Source organism: Sinimarinibacterium thermocellulolyticum, assembly GCF_040327995.1.
Lineage (GTDB): Bacteria > Pseudomonadota > Gammaproteobacteria > Nevskiales > Nevskiaceae > Solimonas > Solimonas thermocellulolyticum.
In genome coordinates, this window is sequence record NZ_JBEPIJ010000004.1 from 58,908 (window position 1) to 81,148 (window position 22,241).

Genomic DNA, 22,241 nt, shown 5'->3' on the forward strand with positions numbered 1-22,241 from the left:
CCTCCCCGTCATCGTTGCGGGGTAAACCGATTGCGTCGGCCGTCGTGATGCACGCGGCCCGGCTGATCGAGAAACTCCTCGGTGGTCATGGCAGCCAGCAGGTCCTGATCGGCGGGTGTGTTGGCGACAAAGCGCCGACCGTCGCGCAGGCGGCCGAGGACGATGCCCTGAACCGGGCGGTCGGTGCGGTCGTGCATGACGGTATAGGTCTCGATGCGGCCCGTGCCTTCGGCCTGCTCCACGACGTCCACGCCAGGGCCGGCGTCGATTTCAGCCTGCAGCCCGGCCGTATCGACTGGCTGCCATCCGCCGCTGGGCGGGTGCCCGCCGTAGAGCCCCAGCGAGTGCTTGCTCATGTACCAGCCGACACCGCTGACCAGGCCGGTGGCGCTGCGGTCGGCGCGGATGCGGGCCATGACCTCGGCGATGGCGTGGGTGCAATATTTGTTGCCGGGCCCGCCGTGAAATGCCAGCCCGCCCGTGACGGTCAGCGGCCGGGGATCGTGTGCGGCAATGCCCAGTGCGTCGCGCGCGATCTGCACCGCGCTGGGGAAACAGCTGTACAGGTCAAGGTGATCGATCTCGTCGATGGCAAGTCCGGCGGCGGCGAGCAGCCGCCGGCCGCAGGCCGTGATCGCCGGGGAGCGGGACAGATCGGCCCGCTCGGAGACGAACCAGCGCTCGTGGGCGCTTGCCGCAGCCAGGGGGTATACCCAGCGCTCGGGGTCGATGCCCAGCTGCCGGGCCTTGGCCGCCGACATCATCACCAGTGCGGCGGCCTGATCCACCGCGATGAGAGCGTTCAGATGCTTGGTGTATGGCGCGCCGACCATGCGGTTCTTGGGCGTACGCTCGGCGATGTCGGCCGCCGACAGCGATTCGCGGCGCCAGGCCTGTGGATTGCTGGCAGCGACGGCGCTGAACCGCGCATACAGCTCGCCCAGCATCTGCCGGTGTGCAACCGGGTCGTGGCCGTAGCGGGCGCGCAAAGCCTGCTCGAACAGGGGATAGATCTGAATGGGCAGATCCAGTCCGTGGCCTTGTTCGGTCCTGTTCGTCGGCGCGCGCTCGTCCCCGAGCAAGCGCGGGCCTTCGCCGCTCGCGGTATCGATCACGCCGGACAGACCGGCACTCCGGCCGCGCATCTGCGTGGCCAGCGCCTCGCCGCCCGCGATCAAGGCGCAGTCGAGTTCGCCGCCGGCGATGCGCCCGGCGTAGTACCCGACCAGCCATTGGCCCATGTTCCCGCCGATGGGGGTGTAGAAGCGCTCGCCGGGATCGATACCCAGGCGTTGCGCCAGGCTGGCCGGGGCATCGGGATAGGCCGGTGCCAGGATGTTGAGACAGGTCAGTGACCGGACCTGTCCCAGCACGCCGGCCACGCCGCAGTCCGCAGCCGCAGCGCGGGCCGCCTCGGCGATCAGGTCGATCGGCGTGCGGGCATCATCCGGCTCGCGCGCGGTGATCTGACCGGCGCCGACCAGCACCGGTGTGCGTGCTTCCCCTGGAGTCATCTTGGCCCTCGTGTTGGCCCGGCAGCGCCGGGAAACAGCAGTTGCACCCGCCCGACGGCGATGGGCCTGCGGGGATCGTCCTGCCGGCAGATGACCCGGACCAGACCACTGCGGCGACCCAGGCGGATCATCTCGGCGCGGGCAAACGTGGATTGCGCCCGCGCGGAGCGCAGGTAGTCGATGTCACAGTTCAGCAGCTGCGGCCGCCGCCCGTCTGCGTCCGCGCTCTGCGCGGCCACCCGGGCGGTGATCTCGACCAGCGCCCCGAGCACGCCGCCGTGCAGGGCGGGCAGGAGGATGTTGCCGATCAGGGGCTCGCGATAGGGCAGGTGGAGTTCCCTGCCGCTGTCGTGCCGTCGGACCTCGAGCCCGAGATGGCGGGCGTAGGGGATGCGCGCCAGCAGGATCTGCCAGGCGGCCTCGGCATCGGCGCCAGGGATTCGCATCGGTGGCCCCGGGCGGACGTCGGTCATGCGCGCTGATCCCCTTCGTCGGCGGCCTGAAAGAGTTGGCCCGGGGTATTGCGCATGAAGGTGACCGTCCCCGTGGCCACCGGCTGCGTCTGGCCTTCGGACCGGATTTCACAGTGGACGAGCGCGACGTCCTCCGTGAAGCGAAGACAGCGGGCGAGGGCCACCACCGCGCGGTCGCCGGCGGCCGGTCGCAGATAATCCATGCGCAGGTCCAGGGTGGCGATGGGTGTCAGCGTCCGCGTCGCGGCGTACACCGCAAGCCCGGCGGCCGAGTCGGCCAGCGAATACAGAACGCTGCTGCAGAGGTCCGCCGCGTCATCGTCGTCGAGCAGCCAGGGTTGCGGGACCAGGCGCATGCGAACCTGGTCGTCTTCCATTGCAAGTACCTGCATGCCCAGGTCCCGGCTGTGCGGTACCTGCTCGCCGAACTGCCGGACCACCGCCACCGGATCGCCGCCCGGCAAGCCGCCTTCCCCTACCATCAGCGCGTCCTTTCCTGCTCGATCTCCATCCCCAGCTCGCCGCCGGCGGGGTGGTTTGCTGCCAGCAGGCGCGGGTAATGCTGGCGATAAACGGCTTCCAACTCCGCCAAAGGCAGGTCGGCGCGCGGGCCGTGATCGGCCAGGTACTGCATGTGGCGGCGCCCCGCCGCATCGAACTCATGCATCAGTGCGTGCGCGCGGCCGTCGAAGTCCAGCGCCTTGACGCCGAAACGTTCGCATAGCTCGATGTTGAATGCCGGGGTGGCCTTGATCCAGCGGCCGTCCAGCCACAGCTCGGTATAGCCGTGGCAGTAGAAAATATCGGTTTGCATCAAAGCCAGCAGGCGTTGACTGGCCAGGTGGTTTTTGACGTCCGCCAGGCCGATGCGCGCGGGAATGCCGGCGGCGCGGGCGCAGGCGGTGAGGAGACCGGCCTTGGGCACGCAATAGCCGCTGCCCGCGGCGAGGATGGCGCTGGCGCGCAGATGCACCGGATCCAGCGAGAACCGGTAGGGGTCGTACCGGATTTCGTCGCGCACCGCGTAGTAGAGCCGCACGGCACGTTGGCGGTCGTCGCCGGTCCCGGCGCGGCTGCGGGCAAAGGCCTGGATGTCGGGGTGATCGCTGTCGATGAACGCGCCGGGCGCGAGGGCGTCGTGGGGGGCAGCAGTCATCAGGGTCGTCGGTCGGTGGGGAGGGCGCCGGCGGTCAGGCGCGAACAACGCCTGCACGACTCGTTACGCCAACTCAGCGTCGCGCGGAGGTTGGAAGGCGCACAAGGTCATTTTGTGCCAGTACGGGGTCATTTGAAGACTGCGGGGGCGGCCCTCAGTGCGAGGCTGAAGGGCTCTAAGGGGATGGCGCGGGGGATGGCGCGCGCAAACCGCCGAGCTGCCGATAGCGCTCCGGGGGCTGGCCGAACCAGCGCTTGAAAGCGCGCCTGAAGTTGGCGGCGTCGTGGTAGTTCATCAGCGCCGCGATCGCCTCGACCGACAGCTGGCTGTCGCACAGGTAGCTCGTCGCCTGTTCAGACAGGATCTCGTCGCGAACGGCCCGGAAGCCACACCGTTCCTGCTTGAGTTTTCGCGCCAGCGTGCGTTTGCTCATGAACAGGGAGGCTGCGGCCTCGTCCTCGCCGAGGGTTCCGGGAGGATGCGACAGCAGCAGCTTCTTGAGTCGGTTCCGATAGCTCGGTCGCTGCGGCTGCAGCCGGGCCAACATCGATTCACACTGCTGCAGGGCCAGGCCATAGAACTCATGATTGGCGGAGGCATTCGGTTTACGGCACAACGCGATCGGAAACTTGAGGGTCAGTGCCTTGCAGCCAAAGCGAATCTGCCCGGTCAGGTAGTCTGAATAGACCGCCGCGTAGTCGGGCGCCGGGTGGGGAAAGCCGATCTCGGCTTCGTCGAGCGGGTGGCCGACGACGAACTCGCCAAAGTCCACCAGCACTTTCACCAACGTGTCGGCGAGGCAACGCTGGATGTCGTCGTCCAGCGATACATGGAAACTCAGTCCGCATTCCAGATAGCCCTTGGTTCGACGCAACTGCAGTTGGACGAAATTGGCGCGCGTGGGCAGGAAAGTGTGGATCGCCCGCAAGGCGCTCTGCAGATCCGGGCTGCTCAAGGCGGCGAAGCCCATCGCCCCGTGGGTCGCGGGGGTCAGGCGCTTGCCCAGCCGCAGGCCGAAGTCCGGCTGGCCGGACAGCATCATCGCGTTGCGCAGGATGCGCACCTGCTGGGGCGTGGTGAGCAGGCAGTCCTCGCTGAGGAACTTCGCAACGCTCAACCCCGTGCCTTTCAGCAAGCGGGGCAGTTGTCGTGCCGCCAGACCGAGCTCACGTGCAATCAGCCAGGAGTAGTTGACGGGGAGGTCGGCTTCCCGATGGGGTCGACCGTTCAGCTGCTGCATCGTCTTCATGAGGGTTTCGCTGGCCGCAACAGAGTGTCTTCAAATGACCCCAATATGTCAACAAATGACCTCGCTGGCGCCCTGCGGTTCACGGAACATCCTGAGACAAGGCCATCCGAAGGAGAGAGACATTGGGCAAGATCAGGTTTGTCACGCACGACCAAACGGAACACGTCGTCGAGTTCGATACCGGCACCTCGCTGATGCAGATCGCCGTAGACAACGCGATTCCCGGCGTCGATGGCGACTGCGGTGGAGAATGCGCCTGCGGGACCTGTCACCTCATCGTCGCTCCGGAGTGGTTTGAGATCACCGGCACGCCCGGCGATCACGAGGAGCAGATGCTCTCGATGACGCCGGAACGCGCACCCACCTCGCGTCTGGGCTGCCAGGTTCGAGCCACCGAGGCGATGGACGGCATGACCGTTCGGCTGCCCGAGTTCCAGATGTAAGCGTGGAGAACGCCATGTCAACACAATTGCAGGCAATCGATATTGCCCAGACGAAGCTGGTCAACGCCACGGCCAGAGTGGTGCCGATGCATTTGCAGATCCAGGCACTGAAGTTGTTGGTGAGGGCGAAGAAGAAGATCTTCGGCCCGCGCAGGCCCCCGCTCCAGTTCGTTGAAACGCCCGTTCCCGATGTCGACACGCTGGCGCTCGAGGACATCGACCTCAGCAACCCGTTCCTGTACCGGCAAGACCAGTGGCGCGCCTATTTCAAGCGGCTGCGTGATGAGGCGCCTGTGCACTACCAGAAGAACAGCCCCTTTGGGCCGTTCTGGTCGGTCACGCGCTACGAGGAAATCCTGCTCGTGGACAAGAACCACGAACTGTTTTCCTCCGAGCCGATGATCGTGCTGGGGGACTTCCCGGAAGGGATGCCCGTGGAGATGTTCATCGCCATGGACCCGCCCAAGCATGATGTGCAGCGGCGCTCGGTCCAGAATGTGGTGGCGCCGCAGAATCTCAAGGAAATGGAAGGTCTGATCCGTTCGCGCACCGCCGAGGTGCTCGACAGCCTGCCGCTGAACCAAGCCTTCAACTGGGTGCCGACGGTATCCAAGGAGCTGACAGGCCGCATGCTGGCGACCTTGCTGGACTTCCCCTACGAGGAACGGCACAAGCTGATCGACTGGTCCGATCGAATGGCCGGCACGACAGCGGCGTCGGGCGGCGAATTTGACGATGAAGAGAACATGTTCGAAGCCGCCGCCGACATGGCCTGGTCCTTCTCGAAGCTGTGGCGTGACAAGCAGGCGCGTCACCGGGCGGGCGAGGCCCGCAGTTTCGACCTGATCAGCCTGCTGCAGAGCAGCGACGACACGAAGGACATGATCAATCGACCGATGGAGTTCATCGGCAATCTGGCCCTGCTCATCGTCGGTGGCAATGACACCACGCGCAATTCCATGAGCGGCGGTGTGCTGGCTCTGAACCAGTTCCCGGAAGAGTTCGCCAAGCTGAAGGGGAACCCGTCGCTGATTCCGAACATGGTCTCGGAAATCATCCGCTGGCAGACGCCGCTGGCGCACATGCGCCGGGTCGCCACGCAGGATGTGACGCTCTGCGGCCAGACCATCAAGAAGGGCGACAAGGTCGTGATGTGGTTCGCATCCGGCAATCGCGACGAACGCAAGTTCGATGATCCTGATCGATTGATTATCGACCGCAAGGACGCGCGCAACCACCTGTCGTTTGGCTACGGCATCCACCGCTGCATGGGCAACCGACTGGCCGAGTTGCAGCTGCGCATCCTGTGGGAGGAGCTGCTCAAGCGTTTCGACCGTATCGACGTCGTCGGCGAGCCCGAACGGGTGCAGTCCAACTTCGTGCGCGGCTATGAAACGCTGATGGTCAAACTGACGGCGAAAGGCTGAGGCGCTATCGGGTCGATATGTCTGCGGAACCTTACGATTACGTGGTGGTTGGCGCCGGTCGGGCGGATGTGCTGTCGCCAACCGCCTGTCTGCAAGCGGCCGCCATTCGGCGCTGCTGCTTGAAGCCGGTCCCGAGAGCCGCCGTAACCCGTTTGTGACCATGCCGCTGGGCTTCCTGCAACTGATGTTCAGCCATCGCTACAACTGGCAGTCCACGACCGAACCGCAGCGCCTCATCCACGACCGTTTGCTGTTCCAGCGTAAGCGTCTACCCACGGCACTTGCACACGCGACGTGATCAGCTGGCGGTATTCTTCCAGCGATGCGGTAGCAGTCCGCCGATCTGCGAGTTGAGCGTGGTGGGCAGGCGCGTGAGCACCTCGAGCAGCCACGCATGCGGATCGTGGCCGTTGGCCTTGGCGGTGGCGAGCAGACTCATGACGGCGGCCGCGCGACGACCGGCACCTTCCGAGCCGACGAAGAGCCAGTTCTTGCGGTTGTGAGACACTTCTTATAGCCGCAAGAATTATCTGTTTGCCGGCGCTGACAGCGTCGGCGAACGCGCCGCCGCGATCTACAGCCTGATCGGCACGGCTACACTCAACGGCCTCAATCCCGAAGCCTATCTGCGCCATGTCCTCGAGCGCATCGCCGAGCATCCGATCAACCAGATCGACGCCCTGCTGCCGTGGCATGTCGCCGAGGCGCTGACCCCGTGTCCGCAGGAAAGCGCCGTCTGAAATCAGCACTGGCTCTTCCCGATCTCCAGTACATCGAGCATCTGCGGACGACGGGCTACGGCGACATCACGCTCGGTCGAGTCGAGGACCATCCGTGTGTCGCCACCGCCGCCGCCGAAGACCAGCATCTGGCAACGCTGGTCCGGCGCAAGGGTGAATCGCTCGCGCAGCTCTTGGTCCGCCTCGATCGCGCCATCGAGCGCGCGTACGAGCATCAGATCTACACCAACGAGGTCTACGACAAGCCTACGTGAGTCAAGCCGGTAGCGACCGGACGTTTACCCAACGCCTGTGGCGTCACCCGGCACGCGTGATCGGCGTCCGGCATGTCGACGCGATTCGTCAGCGTGTCGATGTTGCCGGGCAGCACGGCGTTTACCGTGATCTCACGCGCCTTGAGTTTGTCCGCCAGCGCCTCGGAGAGCCGCGCGACGCCTGCCTTGGATGCAGAGTAGGCGCCCATGCCTGCCGCAGCCTTCACCGCGCCGGCGGCGCCGATGTTCACGATGCGTCCGCCGGCTGCCAGATGCGGTAGAGATGCGCGAGGAGTAGCGGACCGGTTCCGAATGGAACAGGCGGCAAGAGCAACCGTCACTACGGTTTGGATCGTCGATGCAGCGTTGACGCCTTGCTCTTGAGCACATCGCCAACCTCCGAGTATCGAATCACACTCTTCACAAGGCGGTGCCCGGTCAGCGCCATCGTCTCGGCCAGCGGCACATCGTGCATGCTCGCCTCGGTGACGAACCCGCGGCGCAGGCTGTGGCCCGCGAAATTCCCCGGCAGTCCAGCGAGTAGGGCGCGCCGCTGCACAATCGCCGCAATGGCATGCGGGGAGAGCGCTTCGCCGACTTTCGTGGATCGCCAAAGCCGGCGAAACACCGCGCCCTCGGTGATCTCAGCTGCCTTCAGCCAGGACGTCAATGCGGCTGCCGTCTCATCGACGACGGGCTTTGGCGTGTGATCACCGGTCTTCGACTGCCGCATCCGGAAGACTGCTTGGCTAGGGCCAATCCACTCGAAGTCCCGTACCTCCGCCTTGGCAATCTCAGAACGGCGCCGGCCGCCGCTGGCCCAGCCAAAGAGGAGCAGGGCGCGATCGCGCAAACCCTCCAGCGACTCATCGCAGGTCGCCAGCATGAGATCCAGGGCGTCCAGCGTCGCGGCCGTCTTCGACTTGGGGCCTTCGCCGTATTCTAGTGCGAGCTTGCGGCAGGCCGACAACAGCCGGCGCACCGTGGGATCCTGGACCGGACTGTCGAGCTGCTTCTGCTGATGCGCCCAGGACAGGACCGCCAGACGCTGATCCACCGTCGTCATTCGATGACGACCGAGCTCGGTCTTGTAGCCGGCGGCCACCAGCGCCGCATCGACGTCCGACGGCATCGCATCGTGGATCACCAGCCGCAGGGTCCCGTCGACTTGGACACGTTCTGGGCGTCCAAAATGATCGATCACGAACGTCTGGACGCGCGCAATCGAGACTGGCAGCGTCAACTGCTCGCCGAAGCGCACCAGGCACCAAGCGCCGATATACCGGAGCGCTTTCTCATAGGCTTTCCAAGTGTTCGTCGGCTTCGCGATGAAGTGAATCGCGCGCACAGCGTCCTCGACGCCGCGCTGAATCTCCGCGGGATCGGCGGGGATGCGGGCTAGCTGGTCGGGAACGCTGCCAGTGTCGAAAAGGTCTAGGTCGTTGTTCATAAATTATGTATTCTGTATTATTCAATACGATATAAGTGCTATACCTACGTTAACGAACACTTAACGTAGGTATAGCAGATTCATCGGCATTTTGAAAATCGGGAGACGGAAACATGCGCACCGGAGTCACTTTGGCCGATATCACCCGGGCCGCCGACGAGCTGCTTGCCGGCGGCGAACGGCCGACCGTCGACGGCGTGCGCAAGATCCTCGGCACGGGTTCGCCGAACACGGTCAACACGCTGCTCAAGCAGTACTACCAGACACTGCCGGCGCGACTCCATTTGCCGGCGCCGATCGCAACCGCCGCTGCGGAGCTCTACGAGAAGGTCCGCGCAACCGCGGTTGAGGAGCTGACAGCAGAGCGTGCCTCGGCGCAGCAGCAGCTCACCGAGGACCGCGACAAGCTGGCCCAGGAGCGCCGGGATTTCGAGGCTGAACGATCGGCGATGCAGCAACGCGTCGCAGATCTGAACGGCGATCTGGATCGCCTTCGCGACCAGCACAAGGCCGCGTCCACAAAGCTGGCGGTTGCAGAGAAAGAATTGGCCAGCCAAACCACCCGCGCAACGGCCGCTGAAGCGCAACTCCGCGCGGCCGAAGAAGAGCGCGAACGCGCCTCACAGAAACAGACCGCCGAACTCAAGCGCCTGCGCGAACAAGCCGAAGGCAACGAACGGCATTTCCTCGGTCGACTCGAGGAACAGAAAACGCAGTTCCAGCGCTTGGTTCAGGACCGTGAGCGCGAAGCTGCAGCAGCCGAGAAGCATGCGGCGACGCTGGAGGCCAACCTCTCAGAGGCCCTGAAGCTCAACGCGTCCCTGCGCGCCGAGCTGACGTCGACGCAGCGCGATCTGGCCAAGGTCAAGGACAGCCTGACGGCCGCCGAGACCGCCACCGCCAGGGCGCAGGAGCTTGCCGCCAAGGACCTCGCCTCGCGCCAGGCGGATCTTGATCGCGCCCGGTCGGAGGTTGAGGCCCTGATCGCCTCGGCGGACCAGCACCGCCGCGACCGCGATGAGGCCATGCGCGAAGCGGCAAAGCTCGAAGGTCGCCTGTCAGCGCTGCAAAGCCAGCTCGATGAGGCCAAGACAGAAATCCGCCGGCTGCAGAAGGCGAAATAGCCACCAGAGACGGCGCTGCCCGAAGGATAGGGCGACGGCACCGCCGCCCTCGATCCCGATCCTCAGCTGATGTGCTTGCTGACCAGCTTGGTCATCTCGAACATGCTGACGCTCGACTTGCCGCCGAAGATGGCCTTCAGCTTGTCGTCGGCGTTGATCTGGCGCCTGTTGGTCTTGTCCTGGAGGCCGTTCTTCTTGATATACGCCCACAGGTTCTTCGTGATCTGGCCACGCGGAATCGGCTTGCTGCCGACCACCGCGGCCAACGTCGCGCTGGGCGTCATCGGTTTCATCAGCGCAGGGCTGGCCTTGCGCTTGGTCTTCCTTACGGACTTCTTCGCAGCTTTCTTCGGGGCTGCCTTCTTCACCGCCTTCTTGACCGGCGCCTTCTTCGCAGCTGCCTTCTTGGCCTTTACAAGCGCCTCTGAAATCAGTGACAACGCAAGTGCTCACGTGAATTCGTGACCACCTTCATCGTCGCCCTGCCTGCACAGAACGACCGCCGGCTAGCGAGCTGGCCGCAGCGCAACGTAACCGATCAGATCCGCCGCAGCAGCGTGCCGAAGCTCGCGGCGCTCATGACCAGTTTGGAACCGACGCGCCGGCGGCCGCGACCTTCCCTGCGAGGCGTTGCGTGACATTAGCCACTCGAACGGCTCAACGGCGGTCAAGTCACGCACCGAACTCGTCGTCTCCGTCCGGCTCATTCTGAGCGCCGTGCGAGACAGTCCAGCTTGTTCTCGGGCTTGGCTCCGAAGGCAGACAGGAAAGGTCAGTGGCCGCGAGGTGCCGCGTCAACGGCGAAGAGGTCCGCAGATGTGGGGGGGGCACCATAAGTTATTGTTATTTCTAATCTTTCGTGAATGCGCGATCTGCAAGCTATTGTTCTAAAAGAGAATATTTAACGTCACTTATGTCTCTTCGGCAAGCGGCCTTCCAGACCGAGACAATCTAAATGCCCCTTGCCGACCCATACCATAACTTATTGTTATTACTGACTATTTTGTCTTTTATCGGCGTATGTCGCTGTTTTTAAAAGAAAAAGAAAACGTCACTTTTTCCGCCGCTAACAAGGTAACCCCTGCTCAAGGGCATCGAAAGCGGTCACGCCGACGATGACGCCAGGATCGCGCTTTCTTCGCAGTGCTTCGATGCCATCTACTCGGCGTCTCGCAGCAGCGGCTGACGGTTATCCGGGACGACGCACGCTGGCTACGCCGACGGGCGGTTTGCACTCGCAGAGTAATTTCCTAGCCGTAGGTATCCCGCATCAGTTCTCTGAACGCGATCAGATCACTGCCTTCGGGGACACCGCCCCAGATCTGCCAGTGAATCAGATCGTCAAAGACCGCAAGGGCATCGTCGCTCAGCTTCCAGCCGCAGGTCTTGTATGAGTGATAGTGACGACCGATGGGCTGGATCTGGTCGAGCCTGAGAATCGAGGCTTGCGGGCCGCCTTCGAGCGGCAGCTGATCCCACATGAACTGTGGATACTCGCAACGTCGAATCCGATCGACGAAGCCGTCGTTGAATCCGGCACGCGAGCCGTCCTTGTCCGCGCCGTAGAACGGGGCCACGAGCATCGTCGGCGCCGTCGTCGCGTTGGGCATGCCCTTGGTGAGTCCGCGATCCACGGTCGGGCATTCATCCGAGATCACGATGCACGGCCGGCGCTTGGCGCGGTACGCCGCCCACACCTCGCCGGGGTTCAGCGGTAACGCGGCGACCGGTAGCGCCGTCACGCGCCTGAGCGGTTCGCCCACCTTCAGCGGAGTCACCTTGACGGTCGCGCTGTCGTGCTCGGTCGGCACCGTTCGGCCAACAGGTTCGAACTGATAGGGGATCTGATCCGTGTGCGCGACGAAGCAGTACAGCAAGGCCCCGCGGCACAGCGTATGGGCCTCATCCGGAACCCACCACCGCGACGGGTCCTGGATGATGGCCTGGACGCAGTCGTCAGGATAAGTCCGAACCCTTGCGGGTCGATGAGGTCCAGACGTCATCGGAGAACTCAGCCATCAGATTGCCTTCAGGAAGCACCGGCCCCGCCAGACCTTCCAGCCACGCCACGCCCTGGTCAAACACCTCGTCGTATCGAGGTTGATCCAGCTTCACGATCTTCTGGCGACCCGCCGAGCGGGCGCTCGACTGCTCGCGAAGCGTCTTGAGCCGTTCCCGCAGCTTCTTTTGCCTGTTCGCTGAAAGCGTCGACGCGGTGTCGGCGACGTCGGCCTTCCTGACCGGACGCGCGCGCGCCTCCAGGGCGAAATCAAGCGTTTGGCCGGGCGCGGCCTCAAGCATTGGCGCGGTCCGGTAGACAAAATCGAGCAGTGCTGGCGTGTCTTTGCCGAAGCGATGGACGAGCGGACGCAGTTCCCGTCGGATGCAGGACGGCAATGCGTTCTCCCTGGCCTCGAGAAGATGGTCATCCGTCTTCCACCACCGAACCCAGTCCTGACGGTCGCCATAGTCGCTGGCCATGACCTTCTCGTCGGCCTGCACCATTCTCAAGGCGGGCGCGATACGTGCGTGTACGTCCTGCGCCCAAGGCCCGAACTTGTAGAACGTCCAACTCGCCCCGGTAAACGTCCGACCGTCCTCGTAGCGCGCGTGGATCAGGTCCGCGAGATAGCAGTACTTCAGCAGATGGATGGGGCCCAGCTGCCGATCGAAGAAATCATCCTCCTGCCCGGCGAGCAGCAAGGCATATTGGAGGATCAGATCCGCTCTGGCGGAATCAAGTGGCATGCGGGGCTGCGCTGCGGGCACGGGCAAAGACGGCGCGCATTATTGTGATGTCCGCGGCAGACGCAAGTCGTGTGCGCTCACTCTGGCTCGTCTCCGACGTCATGGCCCGCAGCCGTGTTGCTCGATGCATCGTATCGCGATGAGCCGCTGCGGTGGCGTCCGTGAACCAGCAGTTTCGCCACCTTTCGTCCGACCATCGAGCCCGAGTCTGAGTATCGAACCAGGCTCTTTACGGTGCGATGTCCCGTCATCGCCATGGTATCGGACAGGGGCATGTCATTCATACCCGCCTCTGTCGCGAAGCCGCGTCGCAAGCTGTGCCCCGCGAAATCGCCACTGAGCCCCGCCAGAGACGCGCGTCGCTTGACGATCTGGCCGACCGAATGCGGCGTCAGCCCGGCGCCGAGCGACGCGCCGCCGCGATACAGTCGACGAAAGATCGGACCGGTCCGAATCTGGGCGCGGTCAAGCCATGCGCGCAGCGCGACCGCCGCCTCATCGACCACCGGCTTGGGCCCGACGTCACCGGTCTTGGACCGACGCATCCGGAACACGGCGCTCCGACCGTTCAGCCATTCGAGATCCTCGACCAGCGCGGCCGCGATCTCCGAGCGCCGGCGCCCCCCGCTGGCCCATCCGAAAAGCAGCAGGGCTCGATCCCGCAGACCCTCCAGTGAGTCATCACAGGTGGCCAGCATCGCGTCGAGCGCCTCCTGCGTGGCCGCCGCTTTGGGCTTTGGCGCTTGGCCGAGCTCGAGCGCCAGCTTGCGACAGTCGGTGAGCAGCCGTCGTACGGAAGCGTCCTCGGTCGGGCTGATCAACTGCTTTTCGTGATGCGCCCAGGACAGGATTGCCAGGCGGTGGTCGATCGTCGACATCTTCAGAGGGCCGAGGCGTGACTTGAAGCGTGCGTCGACGAGCGCCCGGTCGGCGGCGGGTGGCATCACCGTTTCGAGCGAGAGTCGGCCGGCCGCGTCGCGGTGTGGCAGCCCGAAATGATCGAGCACAAACTGGATCGCCACGGCGGGCGGTGTCGGCACTGGCAGCGGATGTCCGAAACGGGCCTGCGCCCACGCGCAGACGTAGCGCAGCGCCCTGGCATAGGTCTCCCATGTACCCGACGGCGTCGCTGCAAGCCGGAACGCCTTCAGGGCGACTTCAGCACCGGCTTCGAGATGACCCCGGTCGGTGACGATGGGCGACGCCGGCAACAGGGCGCTCGCGGATCGCGCCGCGGCGAGCAGTGTCTCGTCGGCAGTTGAATCTGTGTTTATCATACGTAGTACGTTATATTTATAACGATACTGGGGAATAGGTTTCGATAAATATCCATTATCGAAACTTATCCGAGTTTTCGGTGTTTTGAAAGTTGGGAGATCTATATGCGTCCTGGCGTCACCTTGGAAGATGTCACCCGAGCGGCCGACCTGCTGCTCGAAAAGGGCGATCGGCCGACCGTCGAAGGGGTGCGCAGCGTCCTCGGCACCGGATCGCCGGCCACCGTCAATGCCCATCTCCGGGCGTACTACCAGGCGCTGCCGGCGCGCCTCAACCTGCCGGCGCCGATCGCCACGGCCGCCGCCCAGCTCTACCAGAGCATCCGGGATGCGGCACAGGTCGAGGTCGACCAGATCGAGCACGAGCGGCGCGCCACCCTGGACGCCGATCGCGCCGCCCTCGAGGCTGAGCGCAGCGCCTTCGAGTCCGAGAAGAGCCGGTTGCAGGCGCAGGCCACTGCCCTGGCCACCGACCTGGCGGCAACACGCGAACAGCTTGCGGCCAGTCAACGGCAGCTGGCCGCGCTGCAGGTGCAGCTCGCCGACGCCTTGGGCGCCGTCAGCGCCGCCGAGGCGCGCGCGCAGGCGGCGACGGAGGAGCGCGACCGCGCAGCGCGCAAGCATCAGGAGGAGGTCGAGCAGTTGCGCGCCCGCGCCGACGGCAACGAGCGACACCTCCTCGGCCAGATCGAGGAGCAGCGGGCCCAGAATCGCCGCCTGATCGCCGAGCGCGAAAAAGAGCAGGCGGCAGCCGCGAAGCGGATCGCCGATCTGGATGCGGCGATCGCACAGCTGTCCAAGGATCTTGCGGAGCAGCGCAAGGACGCGATCCGCCTCTCGGCGGAGCTGTCACGAGAACTGCGCGCACGATCGGTGGCAGAAGCCTCTCTGGCCGCGGCGACGGACGCGCACGGGCGCGAGCTGGCGTCGCTTCAGCGGCAGCGGGACCAAGTCCAGGCCGACCGCGATCGCGAGCGCGCCAGAGCCGATCAGCTGGCGCAGGAGCGCGACACTGCTGCCCGCGATGCCGCCGGGCTGCGCGGGAAGCTCGAAGGCCTCGAAGCGCAGCTGGACCGCCTCGCCCAGGCATCCACCCAGCGCAAGCCGGACCGTCGTGAGGGTCGGTCCTGAACAAGGCCGCGTACGACCGCCGAGAGAGCGGCCGCGGCCCCCGTCACCGCTACAAATTCCTCGAACATTCACGGACGCCGGCACTGCGGCACGCGGGCATGTTATCGCGCAGATCGGTTTCAATGCGTTGATTGTCAAGGACTTTAGTGAGGGTTCTGGACGGCTGCCTGGGCGCGTCACCGCAACAAACTCCTCGAACATACAGCGCCGATCGTCGGCCGGCTGATGCCCGGTGCGGTTTGGCGACCGTCGCCTCTTGCAGGTAGGCTCGCCCGCGGCAGGCCGGTCGCGCGCCCAAGACATTCGAGCACCGCTCGGTCGTTGCCCTTTCGGACGGAGAGCAGGGATGACACGCCTTCGCGACGACTACCTGGGTTGGCAAGCCCTGCCGCGCGAGTTGCTGGATCGCGAGATCGAGTTCTTCCGTCTGTCGCCCGCCGATGTTGCTGCCATCAAGGCCGCCCCTTTCAACGAACGGTTCCACATCGCCATCGGCCTGCAGCTGGCGTTTACCCGGCTGACGGGGTGCAAGCTCGAGCGCCTGGACCCCGTTCCCAAAGCTGTCCTGGAGCTGCTCGCGGGGCAGTTCGGTGTGCGGCCGCCGCGCATCGCCTCACTCAGGTCCCTCTACCGACGTCGTCAAACCCAGTGGACCCACCAAGTCTGGACGATGAACCGGTTGGGGATCCGGCCCCACGAGCGACGAGAGGAACTTCTGCTGATGGAGTTCCTGCGGGAGGCCTGCCGCGGCACCTCGTCGATCGATCGTCTGCTGCATTCCGCGTTTGTCTGGTTCTACGACCGCAAGCTTCTCATCCCGGCCGAGAGCACCGTGCGCGACATCGCCGTGCGGGCGATGAAGGACATGGACCATTGGATCTACCTGGAGATCCACAAGGCTGTCCCCGAGAAAATGATCAAGGAGTGGTGTCGCCTTGTGATGGCGCCGCGGGACGGCGGGGAGACGACTCTTGGGTGGCTGCAGGAGCCCCCTGGCCGGAAGATCCAGGGGACTTTCATCGAGATCAACAACAAGATCGCCTACCTCAAGTCGATCGGGGTTGCCGATGTGGACCTCTCGCAAGTTCCACAAGAGCGCCAGGAGATCTGCTACCGGACCCTGCTGAACTATCGGCCGTCACAGGTTCGCGCGATGTCGGAGACCAACCGCGCGGTCCACGTCGTGTGTTTCCTGCGCACCGTCCTGGGCCGGTTGACCGACGTCGTCATCAAGCAGGTCGCGGACACGACGACCAGCATCTACTCCCAGGCCCTGAGTCATGTCCGCAAAAGCCAGCCCAGAACCATCGCCGAGTACCGGCACGTCATCAAGTCCTTCGTCGATCTGATCAAGCACGGCGACATCGCCGACCCGCGCGTGCAAATCCAGCTCAAGGAACTCGCCGACGCGCAGGACACGGGCGGCCCCAGGACGCGGGCCGAAGAGGTGCGCGTACAAATCACCTCGGGCAACGACCCGCGCCCCAGGAACCTTCTCCGCAAGCTGCTGGACCTCGATATCCGCGCCGCCCCCGGTGATCAGACCCTCGCTCATCTGCGCAAGCTCGGCGAGCTTTATGAGAAGAGCAAATACGATCTTCCAAAGCGGAAGTTGACGGTCCCCGGCGTCTGGGACAAGCACATCAACCAGGAGCCGGATCGCGAGAAGGCCCTGAAGGCCTTCGAGTTCCACACCCTCTCGGAGGTCAGACGAAAGCTACGGGCGGGCGCATGTTGGATCGACACGAGCAACGATCACCGCAATCCCGACCAGATGCTGATTTCGCCGGAACTGTGGGCCAAGACCAAGCGCGGTCACTACGATCGGTTGCGTTTGCCAGAAGATCCCGCAGCCTATCTGGAACCGATCCGCAAGCTCGCGGAGGAGCGCGTGTCGGAGGTCGCCGAGAAAGTCAGAAGCGGTGAAATTCAGATCAAGAACGGCAAGCTGGTGTATCCGCAGGTCAAGGCCGAGAATCTGATCGGCGGCAAGCACAAGATCGCACGGGATCATGTCATCAAGGCGCTTCCGGAAGCCGAGCTTCCCGAAGTGCTCCTCTTCGTCGACTCGCACACCCACTTCAGCGCCAAACTGCTTGGACGACCGGCGCGTTCAGAGCACGAACTCAAACTTTGCTACGCGGGGCTGCTTGCGCTCGGAACCGACATGGGGGCTGCTGGCGTCGCGAAAATGATTCCCGGCTTGACCGAGGAGCAGGTCGGGACGGTCATGCGCACGCTTCAGCGTGAAGCGGTGCTGGCCAAGGCGAACCAGTCAGTGCTCGCGCACTACAAGAAACTGCCGTTTGCAGCAGCCAGCGGAGACGGCTCGACGGCGGCGGCGGACATGATGTCGCTGCAGTCGTCCTGGACCCTGTGGAATTCGCGGGTCGACTACAAACGCCGCACGCCGTCGATCGGGATTTACGATCACGTTCTGGACAACCGCGCCTATGCCTACAGCCAGCCGCACGTGGTCAACAACCGCCAGGCTGGCGCTGCCATTCAGGGTGTCGTGATGCAGACCGACATCCAGATTCTTCGCCTTGCGGTCGACACGCACGGGTACACGGACGTCGGACTGGGGTTTGCGAAGGCTTTGGGATTCGACCTGTGCTCGCGCATTCGCGACATGAAGGACCTCGATCTGACGATGCCTCGCGGTTACGAGGTCCCTGAGGTGTTGAAGGGCGTCGTGAGTTGCGGCGTCAATGAAAGCGTCATCCACGAGCAGTGGGACGAGTTTGTTCGCGTGGTCGCCTCGATCGGCAACGCGACGTGTTCGGCGGTTACCGTGCTCGAACGATTTGGCAGCGCAGCCAAGGGCAATCGCACTTACCTGGCCGCCAAGCACCTTGGGAGGCTGCAACGCACGATCTTCCTGTGCGACTACCTGTTGAACGAGGAGTTCCGCAAGGAGATCAACCGGCTGCTGACGCAGGTCGAGAACTCCCACCGGCTCAAGCGCGCGATCTTCTATGGGCCGCTTGCTCACGACAAGGGCCGTGACAAGGACGAGATGATTGCGATCTCGAGTGCGCTGAACCTCATCGCCAATGTCGTCCAGTATTGGAACGCGCACTTCCTTCAAGAGGCGGTCGCCAACGTTGAGAAGCAAGGAATTGAGGTGAGCAGCGAGGCGCGCGCGTCGATCAGCCCATCGCGATACCGACACCTGAATCTCCGCGGGCGTTTTGAGTTCCCGATCTCCAAGTACGTGGGGCTGCTGAGGGAGGACACCGGCCGTGCCCGGGCATTTCGGTAGGGTCGAGATCGCGAAGCTCCGCTAGCGGATGAGGCCCACGACATCGACACTCACGCGACCTGTATCCGAGGAGACCGCAACAAATTCCGCCTCGTTATCGATCAGCCTGAGGGCGGCGAGGGCAGCAACCAGTGGTACCGCGTGCGTCTGCGCGAGGGGCGCAACCGCGTGGTGCGGCGCCTGTTCGAATCGCAAGGCCTTAAAGTCAGCCGTCTGATCCGGGTGTCCTACGGTCCGATCGAGCTCGGTCGCGGCATCAAGTCGGCCGGTTACCGAGAGGCCACGCCGGCCGAGGTCGAGGCTCTGATGGAGGCGGTGGGGCTGGAACCGGAGCGGCCGTCGGCGCGCAAGCGCCCTGCTGCCGCCCCCACCGGCAGAGGCGCGCCCCGGGGCAAGCCGACGCCGCGCAAGACGGCGCGCCGAGCGGCCAAACCTACAGCGCGCAGCCGCTGACGCCGCGGCTGTCGGCGCCGAGCAACCACAGCAGCCGGGGCACGACGCGCTCGGGCGGCGGCACCGATTCCGCCCGCTCGCCGGGGTAACCGCGCAGGCGTACGCCGCTGCGCATCGGGCCGGGGTCGAAGCTGTTGATGCGCAGCGACGAGCGCGTGCCGAGCTCGGCGGCCCAGATCCGCATCATCTGTTCGATCGCCGCCTTGGTGATGCCGTAGATGCCGTCAAAGGCATGGACCTCGCGACCGTGGCGATCGGAGACGAAGACCACCGAGGCGTCGGGCGAGGCCTTGAGCAGCGGCAGCAGGTTGCGCGTCAGTGCGTAGGCGGCGCTGAGGTTGACTTGCAGGCCCTCGACCCAGTCCTTGGGCTCGATGTCGCTCATCGGTGTGAAGGCCTTGAAGTGCGAGGCGCAGTGCACCAGGCCGTCGAGGCCGCCGATCTCGCGCTCGACGGTGCCGGCGAGATCGGCGTAGTCCTTCCAGCTCGCTCCGGCGAGGTGCATCGGGTAGATCGCCGGTTGCGGCGCGCCGCTCGCCTCGATCGCGTCGTAGACCGCTTCGAGCTTCTTGACCGTGCGCCCGAGCAGGATCACGGTGGCACCGTGCGCGGCACAGCCGATCGCCGCGGCGCGGCCGAGGCCATCGCCGGCGCCGGTGATCAGGATGCGGCGGCCGGCGAGCAGATCGACAGGCGGCACGTAGTCGGCGGGAATCGAAACGGACATTGACGGCGGGCAGGCCAGCGGCGCAGCTAGGGGCGCGTAGTGTAGCGGCCTTGCCCTTCGCTGCAGGGCCGTTCGGCGAGCCAGCGCTGCAACTCGCCGGGCGTGGCCGCCACCAGGTCGGCGCCCCAGCGTTCCAGTGGTGCTTCGCCGATGTAGCCCCAGGCGGCGGCGACGCTGAACATGCCGGCGGCGCGTGCGGCGTCGATGTCTCGCAGGTCATCGCCGACGTAGATGCAGTCGGACGTCGCGACGCCGGCGAGTGCGGCGGCGCGCAAAAGGCCGTCGGGTGCTGGCTTGGCGCGGGGCACTTCGTCGGCGCTGACGACGCAGCGCGCGCGTGCGGCCAGGCCCAAGGCTTCGAGCAGCGGCGCGGTGAGCCATGCCGGCTTGTTGGTCATCACACCCCAACTGCGGCCGGCGGCCTCGATCGCGGTCAGCAGATCGTTAACACCAGCGAACGGTCGCGACGCATCAGCCAGATGCGCGCGGTAATGGTCCAGGAACACCCGGCGATGCACATCGAAGTCCGCGTGCTCGGGGGTGATGCCCAGCGCCTTGCCGAGCAGGCCGCGCGCGCCGGCCGAGGCCACCACGCGGTAGTCGGCCAGCGGTAGCGGCGCAAGGCCCAGCGTGGCGCGGACGTGGTTGGCCGCACGACCGAGATCCGGCGCGGTGTCGACCAGCGTGCCGTCGAGATCGAACAGCACGCAGCGAATCGGCGCGTCGCTCACAGGTCCGGCCGCCGGCAGTGCATGAAGTAGTTGACGTCGACGTCGTCGGACAGCGTCGCCGCGCGCAGCAGCGGGTTGTAGCGCAGCCCCTGCATGCCCTGCAGTTCGAGCCCGGCCGCACGCGCCCAGGTCTCCAGTTCGGATGGTCGGATGAACTTCTCGTACTGATGCGTGCCGCGCGGCACCAGATTCAGCAGGTACTCGGCACCGATGATCATCAGCGCAAAGGACTTGGGGTTGCGGTGGATGGTCGAGAACACGACATCGCCACCGGGCCGCACCAGACGTGCGCAGGCCGCGACCACGGACGCCGGGTCGGGCACGTGTTCGAGCATCTCCAGGCAGCAGACCAGATCGAAGCGGCCGGGCTCGTCGTCGGCGAGTCGTTCGGCGGACGTCTGCCGGTACTCGAGCGCGACACCGGCCTGCCGCGCGTGCGCGCGCGCGACCTCGAGCACTTCGGCGGCCATGTCGATGCCGAGCACCTGAGCGCCTTCACGTGCCAGCGCTTCGGCGAGCAGGCCGCCGCCGCAGCCGACATCGACGGCCCGTTTGCCTTTCAGGCCCTCGGCACAACGTGCGATATAGCGGACCCGTGGCGGGTTGATGACGTGCAGCGCCTGCATCTCCCCATCGGGATCCCACCAGCGCGCGGCGAGGGCATCGAAATTGGCGATCTCGTTTTGATCGACATTGGCGCTGCGGGCGCCATCCGTGGAGTCCGCCCCGACCGAACCGCGCCCTGTTCCAGACGACTTGGTCACGGCCTGATCCTCGCACGCCACCGCGCCGCCTTGGCGAGGATCTCGGTTTCGTCGAGCGTGGTCAGCGCACCGTCACGCAGCAGCGCGCGGCCGGCGACGAAGCTGTGCGTGACCTGATCACGGCTGGACGCGTAGACGAGCTGCGACAGCACGTTGTAGACGGGCTGCGTGGCGAGACCGCCGAGATCCACGGCGATGAAGTCGGCCGACTTGCCGGCGGCGAGCGTACCGATCTCGCCGTCGAGACCGAGCGCCTGTGCGCCGGCGAGGGTGGCTGCGCGCAGGGCCTCGTGCGCCGGCAGCGCGCGTGCATCGCCGGATACGCCCTTGGCGAGTAGCGCGGCGCTGCGCATCTCGCCGAACAGGTCGAGATCGTTGTTGCTGGCGGCGCCGTCGGTGCCGAGCGCCACGTTCACGCCGGCGGTGCGCAGCTTGTGCACCGGACAGAAGCCGCTGGCGAGCTTGAGATTCGATTCCGGGCAGTGGGCGATGTGCACGCCCAGACCGGCGAGCAGCGTGATCTCCTCGTCGGTGAGCTGGGTCATGTGCACGGCGATGAAGTCCGGACCGAGCAGCGACAGCTCATCGAGACGCTGCAACGGACGCACGCCGCCGGCCCGCACCGCCGTGTCGACTTCGCCGGCGGTCTCGTGTACGTGCATGTGGATGCCGATGCCGAGCTCATCGGCGTACTGGCGCAGCTTGCGCAGCGGCTCGTCGGAGACGGTGTACGGTGCATGCGGCGCGAAGATCGTGCGCATCAGCGTTTCGCCCTTGAGCTCGTCGTGCAGGGCCAGGCCCTTGTGCAGATACTCGTCGGCGTTCTGCGCCCAGGCGCTCGGAAAGTCGAGCACGATCAGCCCCACGACCAGGCGCAGGCCCGCTTCGCGCGCGGCGCGGACCGTCGCCTCGGGGAAGAAGTACATGTCGTTCACGCAGGTGATGCCGCCGCGGATCATCTCGGCGAAGGCCAGCCGCGCGCCATCCTCGCAGAAGGCCGGCCCCGCGTGCATGGCTTCCGTGGGCCAGATGTGGTTCTGCAACCAGTCCATCAGCGGCAGGTCGTCGGCGATGCCGCGCAACAGGCTCATCGCCGCGTGCGAGTGCGTGTTCACGAGCCCCGGCAGGACGGCGTGGCGGCCGAGCGTCAAGGTCTCGCGGGCCTGGTAGCGCGCGGCAGCCTGATCGGCCGGCAGCAGCTCGACGATGCGGCCGCGATCGACCACCAGTGCATGGTCTTCGAGCACGACGCCGGCTGGTTCGATCGGCACGAGCCAGCGCGGCGCGACCAAGAGGTCGACGGTCATCATGGGAT

Annotated in this window: 22 protein-coding genes and 4 pseudogenes; 10 read left to right on the plus strand and 16 right to left on the minus strand. The window is 65.3% G+C overall.

The genetic code is table 11. From position 1 onward, the window contains the following. Positions 1-8: 8 nt before the first annotated feature. The 5 genes from ABSH63_RS04765 to cypR form a co-directional block, all read right to left on the minus strand. Complete coding sequence (locus ABSH63_RS04765; protein WP_352887899.1) at positions 9-1,487, minus strand: acetyl-CoA acetyltransferase; 1,479 nt, start codon at positions 1,485-1,487, stop codon at positions 9-11. Positions 1,488-1,510: 23 nt separating this feature from the next. After that, complete coding sequence (locus ABSH63_RS04770; RefSeq protein ID WP_352887900.1) at positions 1,511-1,987, minus strand: PaaI family thioesterase; 477 nt, start codon at positions 1,985-1,987, stop codon at positions 1,511-1,513. Continuing rightward, positions 1,984-2,469, minus strand: coding sequence for a PaaI family thioesterase (locus ABSH63_RS04775; RefSeq protein ID WP_352887901.1), 486 nt, complete (start codon positions 2,467-2,469; stop codon positions 1,984-1,986). Before ABSH63_RS04775 ends, ABSH63_RS04770 begins: the two co-directional genes overlap by 4 nt. Then, positions 2,469-3,143, minus strand: coding sequence for a transglutaminase-like domain-containing protein (locus tag ABSH63_RS04780; protein ID WP_352887902.1), 675 nt, complete (start codon positions 3,141-3,143; stop codon positions 2,469-2,471). The genes ABSH63_RS04775 and ABSH63_RS04780 overlap by 1 nt, the downstream gene beginning before the upstream one ends. 175 nt (positions 3,144-3,318) lie before the next feature. Further along, positions 3,319-4,392: a transcriptional regulator CypR gene (gene cypR / locus ABSH63_RS04785; RefSeq protein WP_352887904.1), complete on the minus strand. Its 1,074-nt coding sequence runs from the start codon at positions 4,390-4,392 to the stop codon at positions 3,319-3,321. A 122-nt stretch (positions 4,393-4,514) separates the two neighbouring features. Between cypR and ABSH63_RS04790 the strand changes: the two genes are divergently transcribed. The 3 genes and pseudogenes from ABSH63_RS04790 to ABSH63_RS15770 form a co-directional block, all read left to right on the plus strand. Then, positions 4,515-4,835: a 2Fe-2S iron-sulfur cluster-binding protein gene (locus tag ABSH63_RS04790; protein WP_110263783.1), complete on the plus strand. Its 321-nt coding sequence runs from the start codon at positions 4,515-4,517 to the stop codon at positions 4,833-4,835. 14 nt (positions 4,836-4,849) lie between these two features. Then, a complete protein-coding gene (locus tag ABSH63_RS04795) occupies positions 4,850-6,262 on the plus strand; it encodes a cytochrome P450 (protein WP_352887906.1) in 1,413 nt (470 codons plus the stop codon). Between the two features lie 17 nt (positions 6,263-6,279). Then, positions 6,280-6,521, plus strand: a pseudogene (locus ABSH63_RS15770) (GMC family oxidoreductase); the annotation flags it as partial. A 39-nt stretch (positions 6,522-6,560) separates the two neighbouring features. Here ABSH63_RS15770 and ABSH63_RS04805 read toward each other — a convergent pair. After that, a pseudogene (locus ABSH63_RS04805) lies at positions 6,561-6,758 on the minus strand (transposase domain-containing protein); the annotation flags it as partial. Positions 6,759-6,780: 22 nt separating this feature from the next. On the opposite strand from ABSH63_RS04805, the pseudogene ABSH63_RS04810 reads away from it, so the two are divergent. Further along, positions 6,781-7,002 (plus strand): annotated as a pseudogene (locus tag ABSH63_RS04810) (transposase domain-containing protein); the annotation flags it as partial. Next, the gene (locus ABSH63_RS04815; RefSeq protein ID WP_110263784.1) at positions 6,978-7,256 is read left to right on the plus strand and encodes a hypothetical protein; all 279 of its coding nucleotides are present in this window, start codon (positions 6,978-6,980) and stop codon (positions 7,254-7,256) included. The pseudogene ABSH63_RS04810 and the gene ABSH63_RS04815, both read left to right, overlap by 25 nt. Before the next feature lie 29 nt (positions 7,257-7,285). On the opposite strand, the pseudogene ABSH63_RS04820 reads toward ABSH63_RS04815, so the two are convergent. Beyond that, positions 7,286-7,543, minus strand: a pseudogene (locus ABSH63_RS04820) (SDR family NAD(P)-dependent oxidoreductase); the annotation flags it as partial. Positions 7,544-7,596: 53 nt separating this feature from the next. Beyond that, the gene (locus ABSH63_RS04825; protein WP_110263785.1) at positions 7,597-8,706 is read right to left on the minus strand and encodes a site-specific integrase; all 1,110 of its coding nucleotides are present in this window, start codon (positions 8,704-8,706) and stop codon (positions 7,597-7,599) included. Between the two features lie 113 nt (positions 8,707-8,819). Between ABSH63_RS04825 and ABSH63_RS04830 the strand changes: the two genes are divergently transcribed. Next, positions 8,820-9,830, plus strand: a complete 1,011-nt coding sequence (locus ABSH63_RS04830; protein WP_110263786.1) for a DNA-binding protein — start codon at positions 8,820-8,822, stop codon at positions 9,828-9,830. 62 nt (positions 9,831-9,892) lie between these two features. Here the strand turns inward: ABSH63_RS04830 and ABSH63_RS04835 are convergent, their stop codons facing one another. Beyond that, positions 9,893-10,264, minus strand: coding sequence for an SWIB/MDM2 domain-containing protein (locus ABSH63_RS04835; RefSeq protein WP_434223249.1), 372 nt, complete (start codon positions 10,262-10,264; stop codon positions 9,893-9,895). A 27-nt stretch (positions 10,265-10,291) separates the two neighbouring features. On the opposite strand from ABSH63_RS04835, the gene ABSH63_RS04840 reads away from it, so the two are divergent. Beyond that, positions 10,292-10,468 carry a hypothetical protein gene (locus ABSH63_RS04840; protein WP_170124134.1) on the plus strand — a complete coding sequence of 59 codons (177 nt, stop codon included), beginning with the start codon at positions 10,292-10,294 and terminating at the stop codon, positions 10,466-10,468. A 612-nt stretch (positions 10,469-11,080) separates the two neighbouring features. Here the strand turns inward: ABSH63_RS04840 and ABSH63_RS04845 are convergent. The 3 genes from ABSH63_RS04845 to ABSH63_RS04855 all read right to left on the minus strand — a co-directional run bounded on the left by ABSH63_RS04845 (position 11,081) and on the right by ABSH63_RS04855 (position 13,855). Then, the gene (locus ABSH63_RS04845; RefSeq protein ID WP_352887909.1) at positions 11,081-11,641 is read right to left on the minus strand and encodes a hypothetical protein; all 561 of its coding nucleotides are present in this window, start codon (positions 11,639-11,641) and stop codon (positions 11,081-11,083) included. Between the two features lie 145 nt (positions 11,642-11,786). After that, the gene (locus ABSH63_RS04850; protein WP_352887910.1) at positions 11,787-12,578 is read right to left on the minus strand and encodes a Panacea domain-containing protein; all 792 of its coding nucleotides are present in this window, start codon (positions 12,576-12,578) and stop codon (positions 11,787-11,789) included. Between the two features lie 77 nt (positions 12,579-12,655). Continuing rightward, positions 12,656-13,855, minus strand: coding sequence for a site-specific integrase (locus ABSH63_RS04855; RefSeq protein ID WP_352887911.1), 1,200 nt, complete (start codon positions 13,853-13,855; stop codon positions 12,656-12,658). 105 nt (positions 13,856-13,960) lie between these two features. Here ABSH63_RS04855 and ABSH63_RS04860 point away from each other — a divergent pair, with 105 nt between their 5' ends. From ABSH63_RS04860 to ABSH63_RS04870, 3 genes are all read left to right on the plus strand, one after another. After that, complete coding sequence (locus ABSH63_RS04860; RefSeq protein ID WP_352887912.1) at positions 13,961-14,986, plus strand: DNA-binding protein; 1,026 nt, start codon at positions 13,961-13,963, stop codon at positions 14,984-14,986. A 346-nt stretch (positions 14,987-15,332) separates the two neighbouring features. Continuing rightward, positions 15,333-18,251, plus strand: coding sequence for a Tn3 family transposase (locus ABSH63_RS04865; RefSeq protein ID WP_352887914.1), 2,919 nt, complete (start codon positions 15,333-15,335; stop codon positions 18,249-18,251). Between the two features lie 141 nt (positions 18,252-18,392). Continuing rightward, positions 18,393-18,704: a pseudouridine synthase family protein gene (locus tag ABSH63_RS04870; protein ID WP_352887916.1), complete on the plus strand. Its 312-nt coding sequence runs from the start codon at positions 18,393-18,395 to the stop codon at positions 18,702-18,704. On the opposite strand, the gene ABSH63_RS04875 is transcribed toward ABSH63_RS04870, so the two are convergent. From ABSH63_RS04875 to ABSH63_RS04890, 4 genes are read right to left on the minus strand one after another with little or no spacing between them, the layout of a single operon-like run. Further along, positions 18,685-19,431, minus strand: a complete 747-nt coding sequence (locus tag ABSH63_RS04875; protein ID WP_352887919.1) for an SDR family NAD(P)-dependent oxidoreductase — start codon at positions 19,429-19,431, stop codon at positions 18,685-18,687. The two genes, ABSH63_RS04870 and ABSH63_RS04875, sit on opposite strands and share 20 nt — an antisense overlap. 26 nt (positions 19,432-19,457) lie before the next feature. Then, entirely contained in the window at positions 19,458-20,162 is a 705-nt protein-coding gene (locus ABSH63_RS04880) for an HAD family hydrolase (protein WP_352887921.1), read from the minus strand. Further along, positions 20,159-20,926, minus strand: a complete 768-nt coding sequence (gene ubiG / locus ABSH63_RS04885; RefSeq protein WP_434223246.1) for a bifunctional 2-polyprenyl-6-hydroxyphenol methylase/3-demethylubiquinol 3-O-methyltransferase UbiG — start codon at positions 20,924-20,926, stop codon at positions 20,159-20,161. The genes ABSH63_RS04880 and ubiG overlap by 4 nt, the downstream gene beginning before the upstream one ends. Next, positions 20,923-22,236, minus strand: a complete 1,314-nt coding sequence (locus ABSH63_RS04890; RefSeq protein ID WP_352887923.1) for a TRZ/ATZ family hydrolase — start codon at positions 22,234-22,236, stop codon at positions 20,923-20,925. The genes ubiG and ABSH63_RS04890 overlap by 4 nt, the downstream gene beginning before the upstream one ends. Between the last annotated feature and the right edge of the window lie 5 nt (positions 22,237-22,241).

Bases quoted from the DNA above. Each gene is read 5' to 3' on its own strand.
- ABSH63_RS04770 (WP_352887900.1), bottom strand. From the start codon at position 1,987: ATGACCGACGTCCGCCCGGGGCCACCGATGCGAATCCCTGGCGCCGAT.
- ABSH63_RS04775 (WP_352887901.1), bottom strand. From the start codon at position 2,469: ATGGTAGGGGAAGGCGGCTTGCCGGGCGGCGATCCGGTGGCGGTGGTC.
- ABSH63_RS04780 (WP_352887902.1), bottom strand. From the start codon at position 3,143: ATGACTGCTGCCCCCCACGACGCCCTCGCGCCCGGCGCGTTCATCGAC.
- cypR (WP_352887904.1), bottom strand. From the start codon at position 4,392: ATGAAGACGATGCAGCAGCTGAACGGTCGACCCCATCGGGAAGCCGAC.
- ABSH63_RS04795 (WP_352887906.1), top strand. From the start codon at position 4,850: ATGTCAACACAATTGCAGGCAATCGATATTGCCCAGACGAAGCTGGTC.
- ABSH63_RS04825 (WP_110263785.1), bottom strand. From the start codon at position 8,706: ATGAACAACGACCTAGACCTTTTCGACACTGGCAGCGTTCCCGACCAG.
- ABSH63_RS04830 (WP_110263786.1), top strand. From the start codon at position 8,820: ATGCGCACCGGAGTCACTTTGGCCGATATCACCCGGGCCGCCGACGAG.
- ABSH63_RS04850 (WP_352887910.1), bottom strand. From the start codon at position 12,578: ATGCCACTTGATTCCGCCAGAGCGGATCTGATCCTCCAATATGCCTTG.
- ABSH63_RS04855 (WP_352887911.1), bottom strand. From the start codon at position 13,855: ATGATAAACACAGATTCAACTGCCGACGAGACACTGCTCGCCGCGGCG.
- ABSH63_RS04860 (WP_352887912.1), top strand. From the start codon at position 13,961: ATGCGTCCTGGCGTCACCTTGGAAGATGTCACCCGAGCGGCCGACCTG.
- ABSH63_RS04865 (WP_352887914.1), top strand. From the start codon at position 15,333: ATGACACGCCTTCGCGACGACTACCTGGGTTGGCAAGCCCTGCCGCGC.
- ABSH63_RS04875 (WP_352887919.1), bottom strand. From the start codon at position 19,431: ATGTCCGTTTCGATTCCCGCCGACTACGTGCCGCCTGTCGATCTGCTC.
- ABSH63_RS04890 (WP_352887923.1), bottom strand. From the start codon at position 22,236: ATGATGACCGTCGACCTCTTGGTCGCGCCGCGCTGGCTCGTGCCGATC.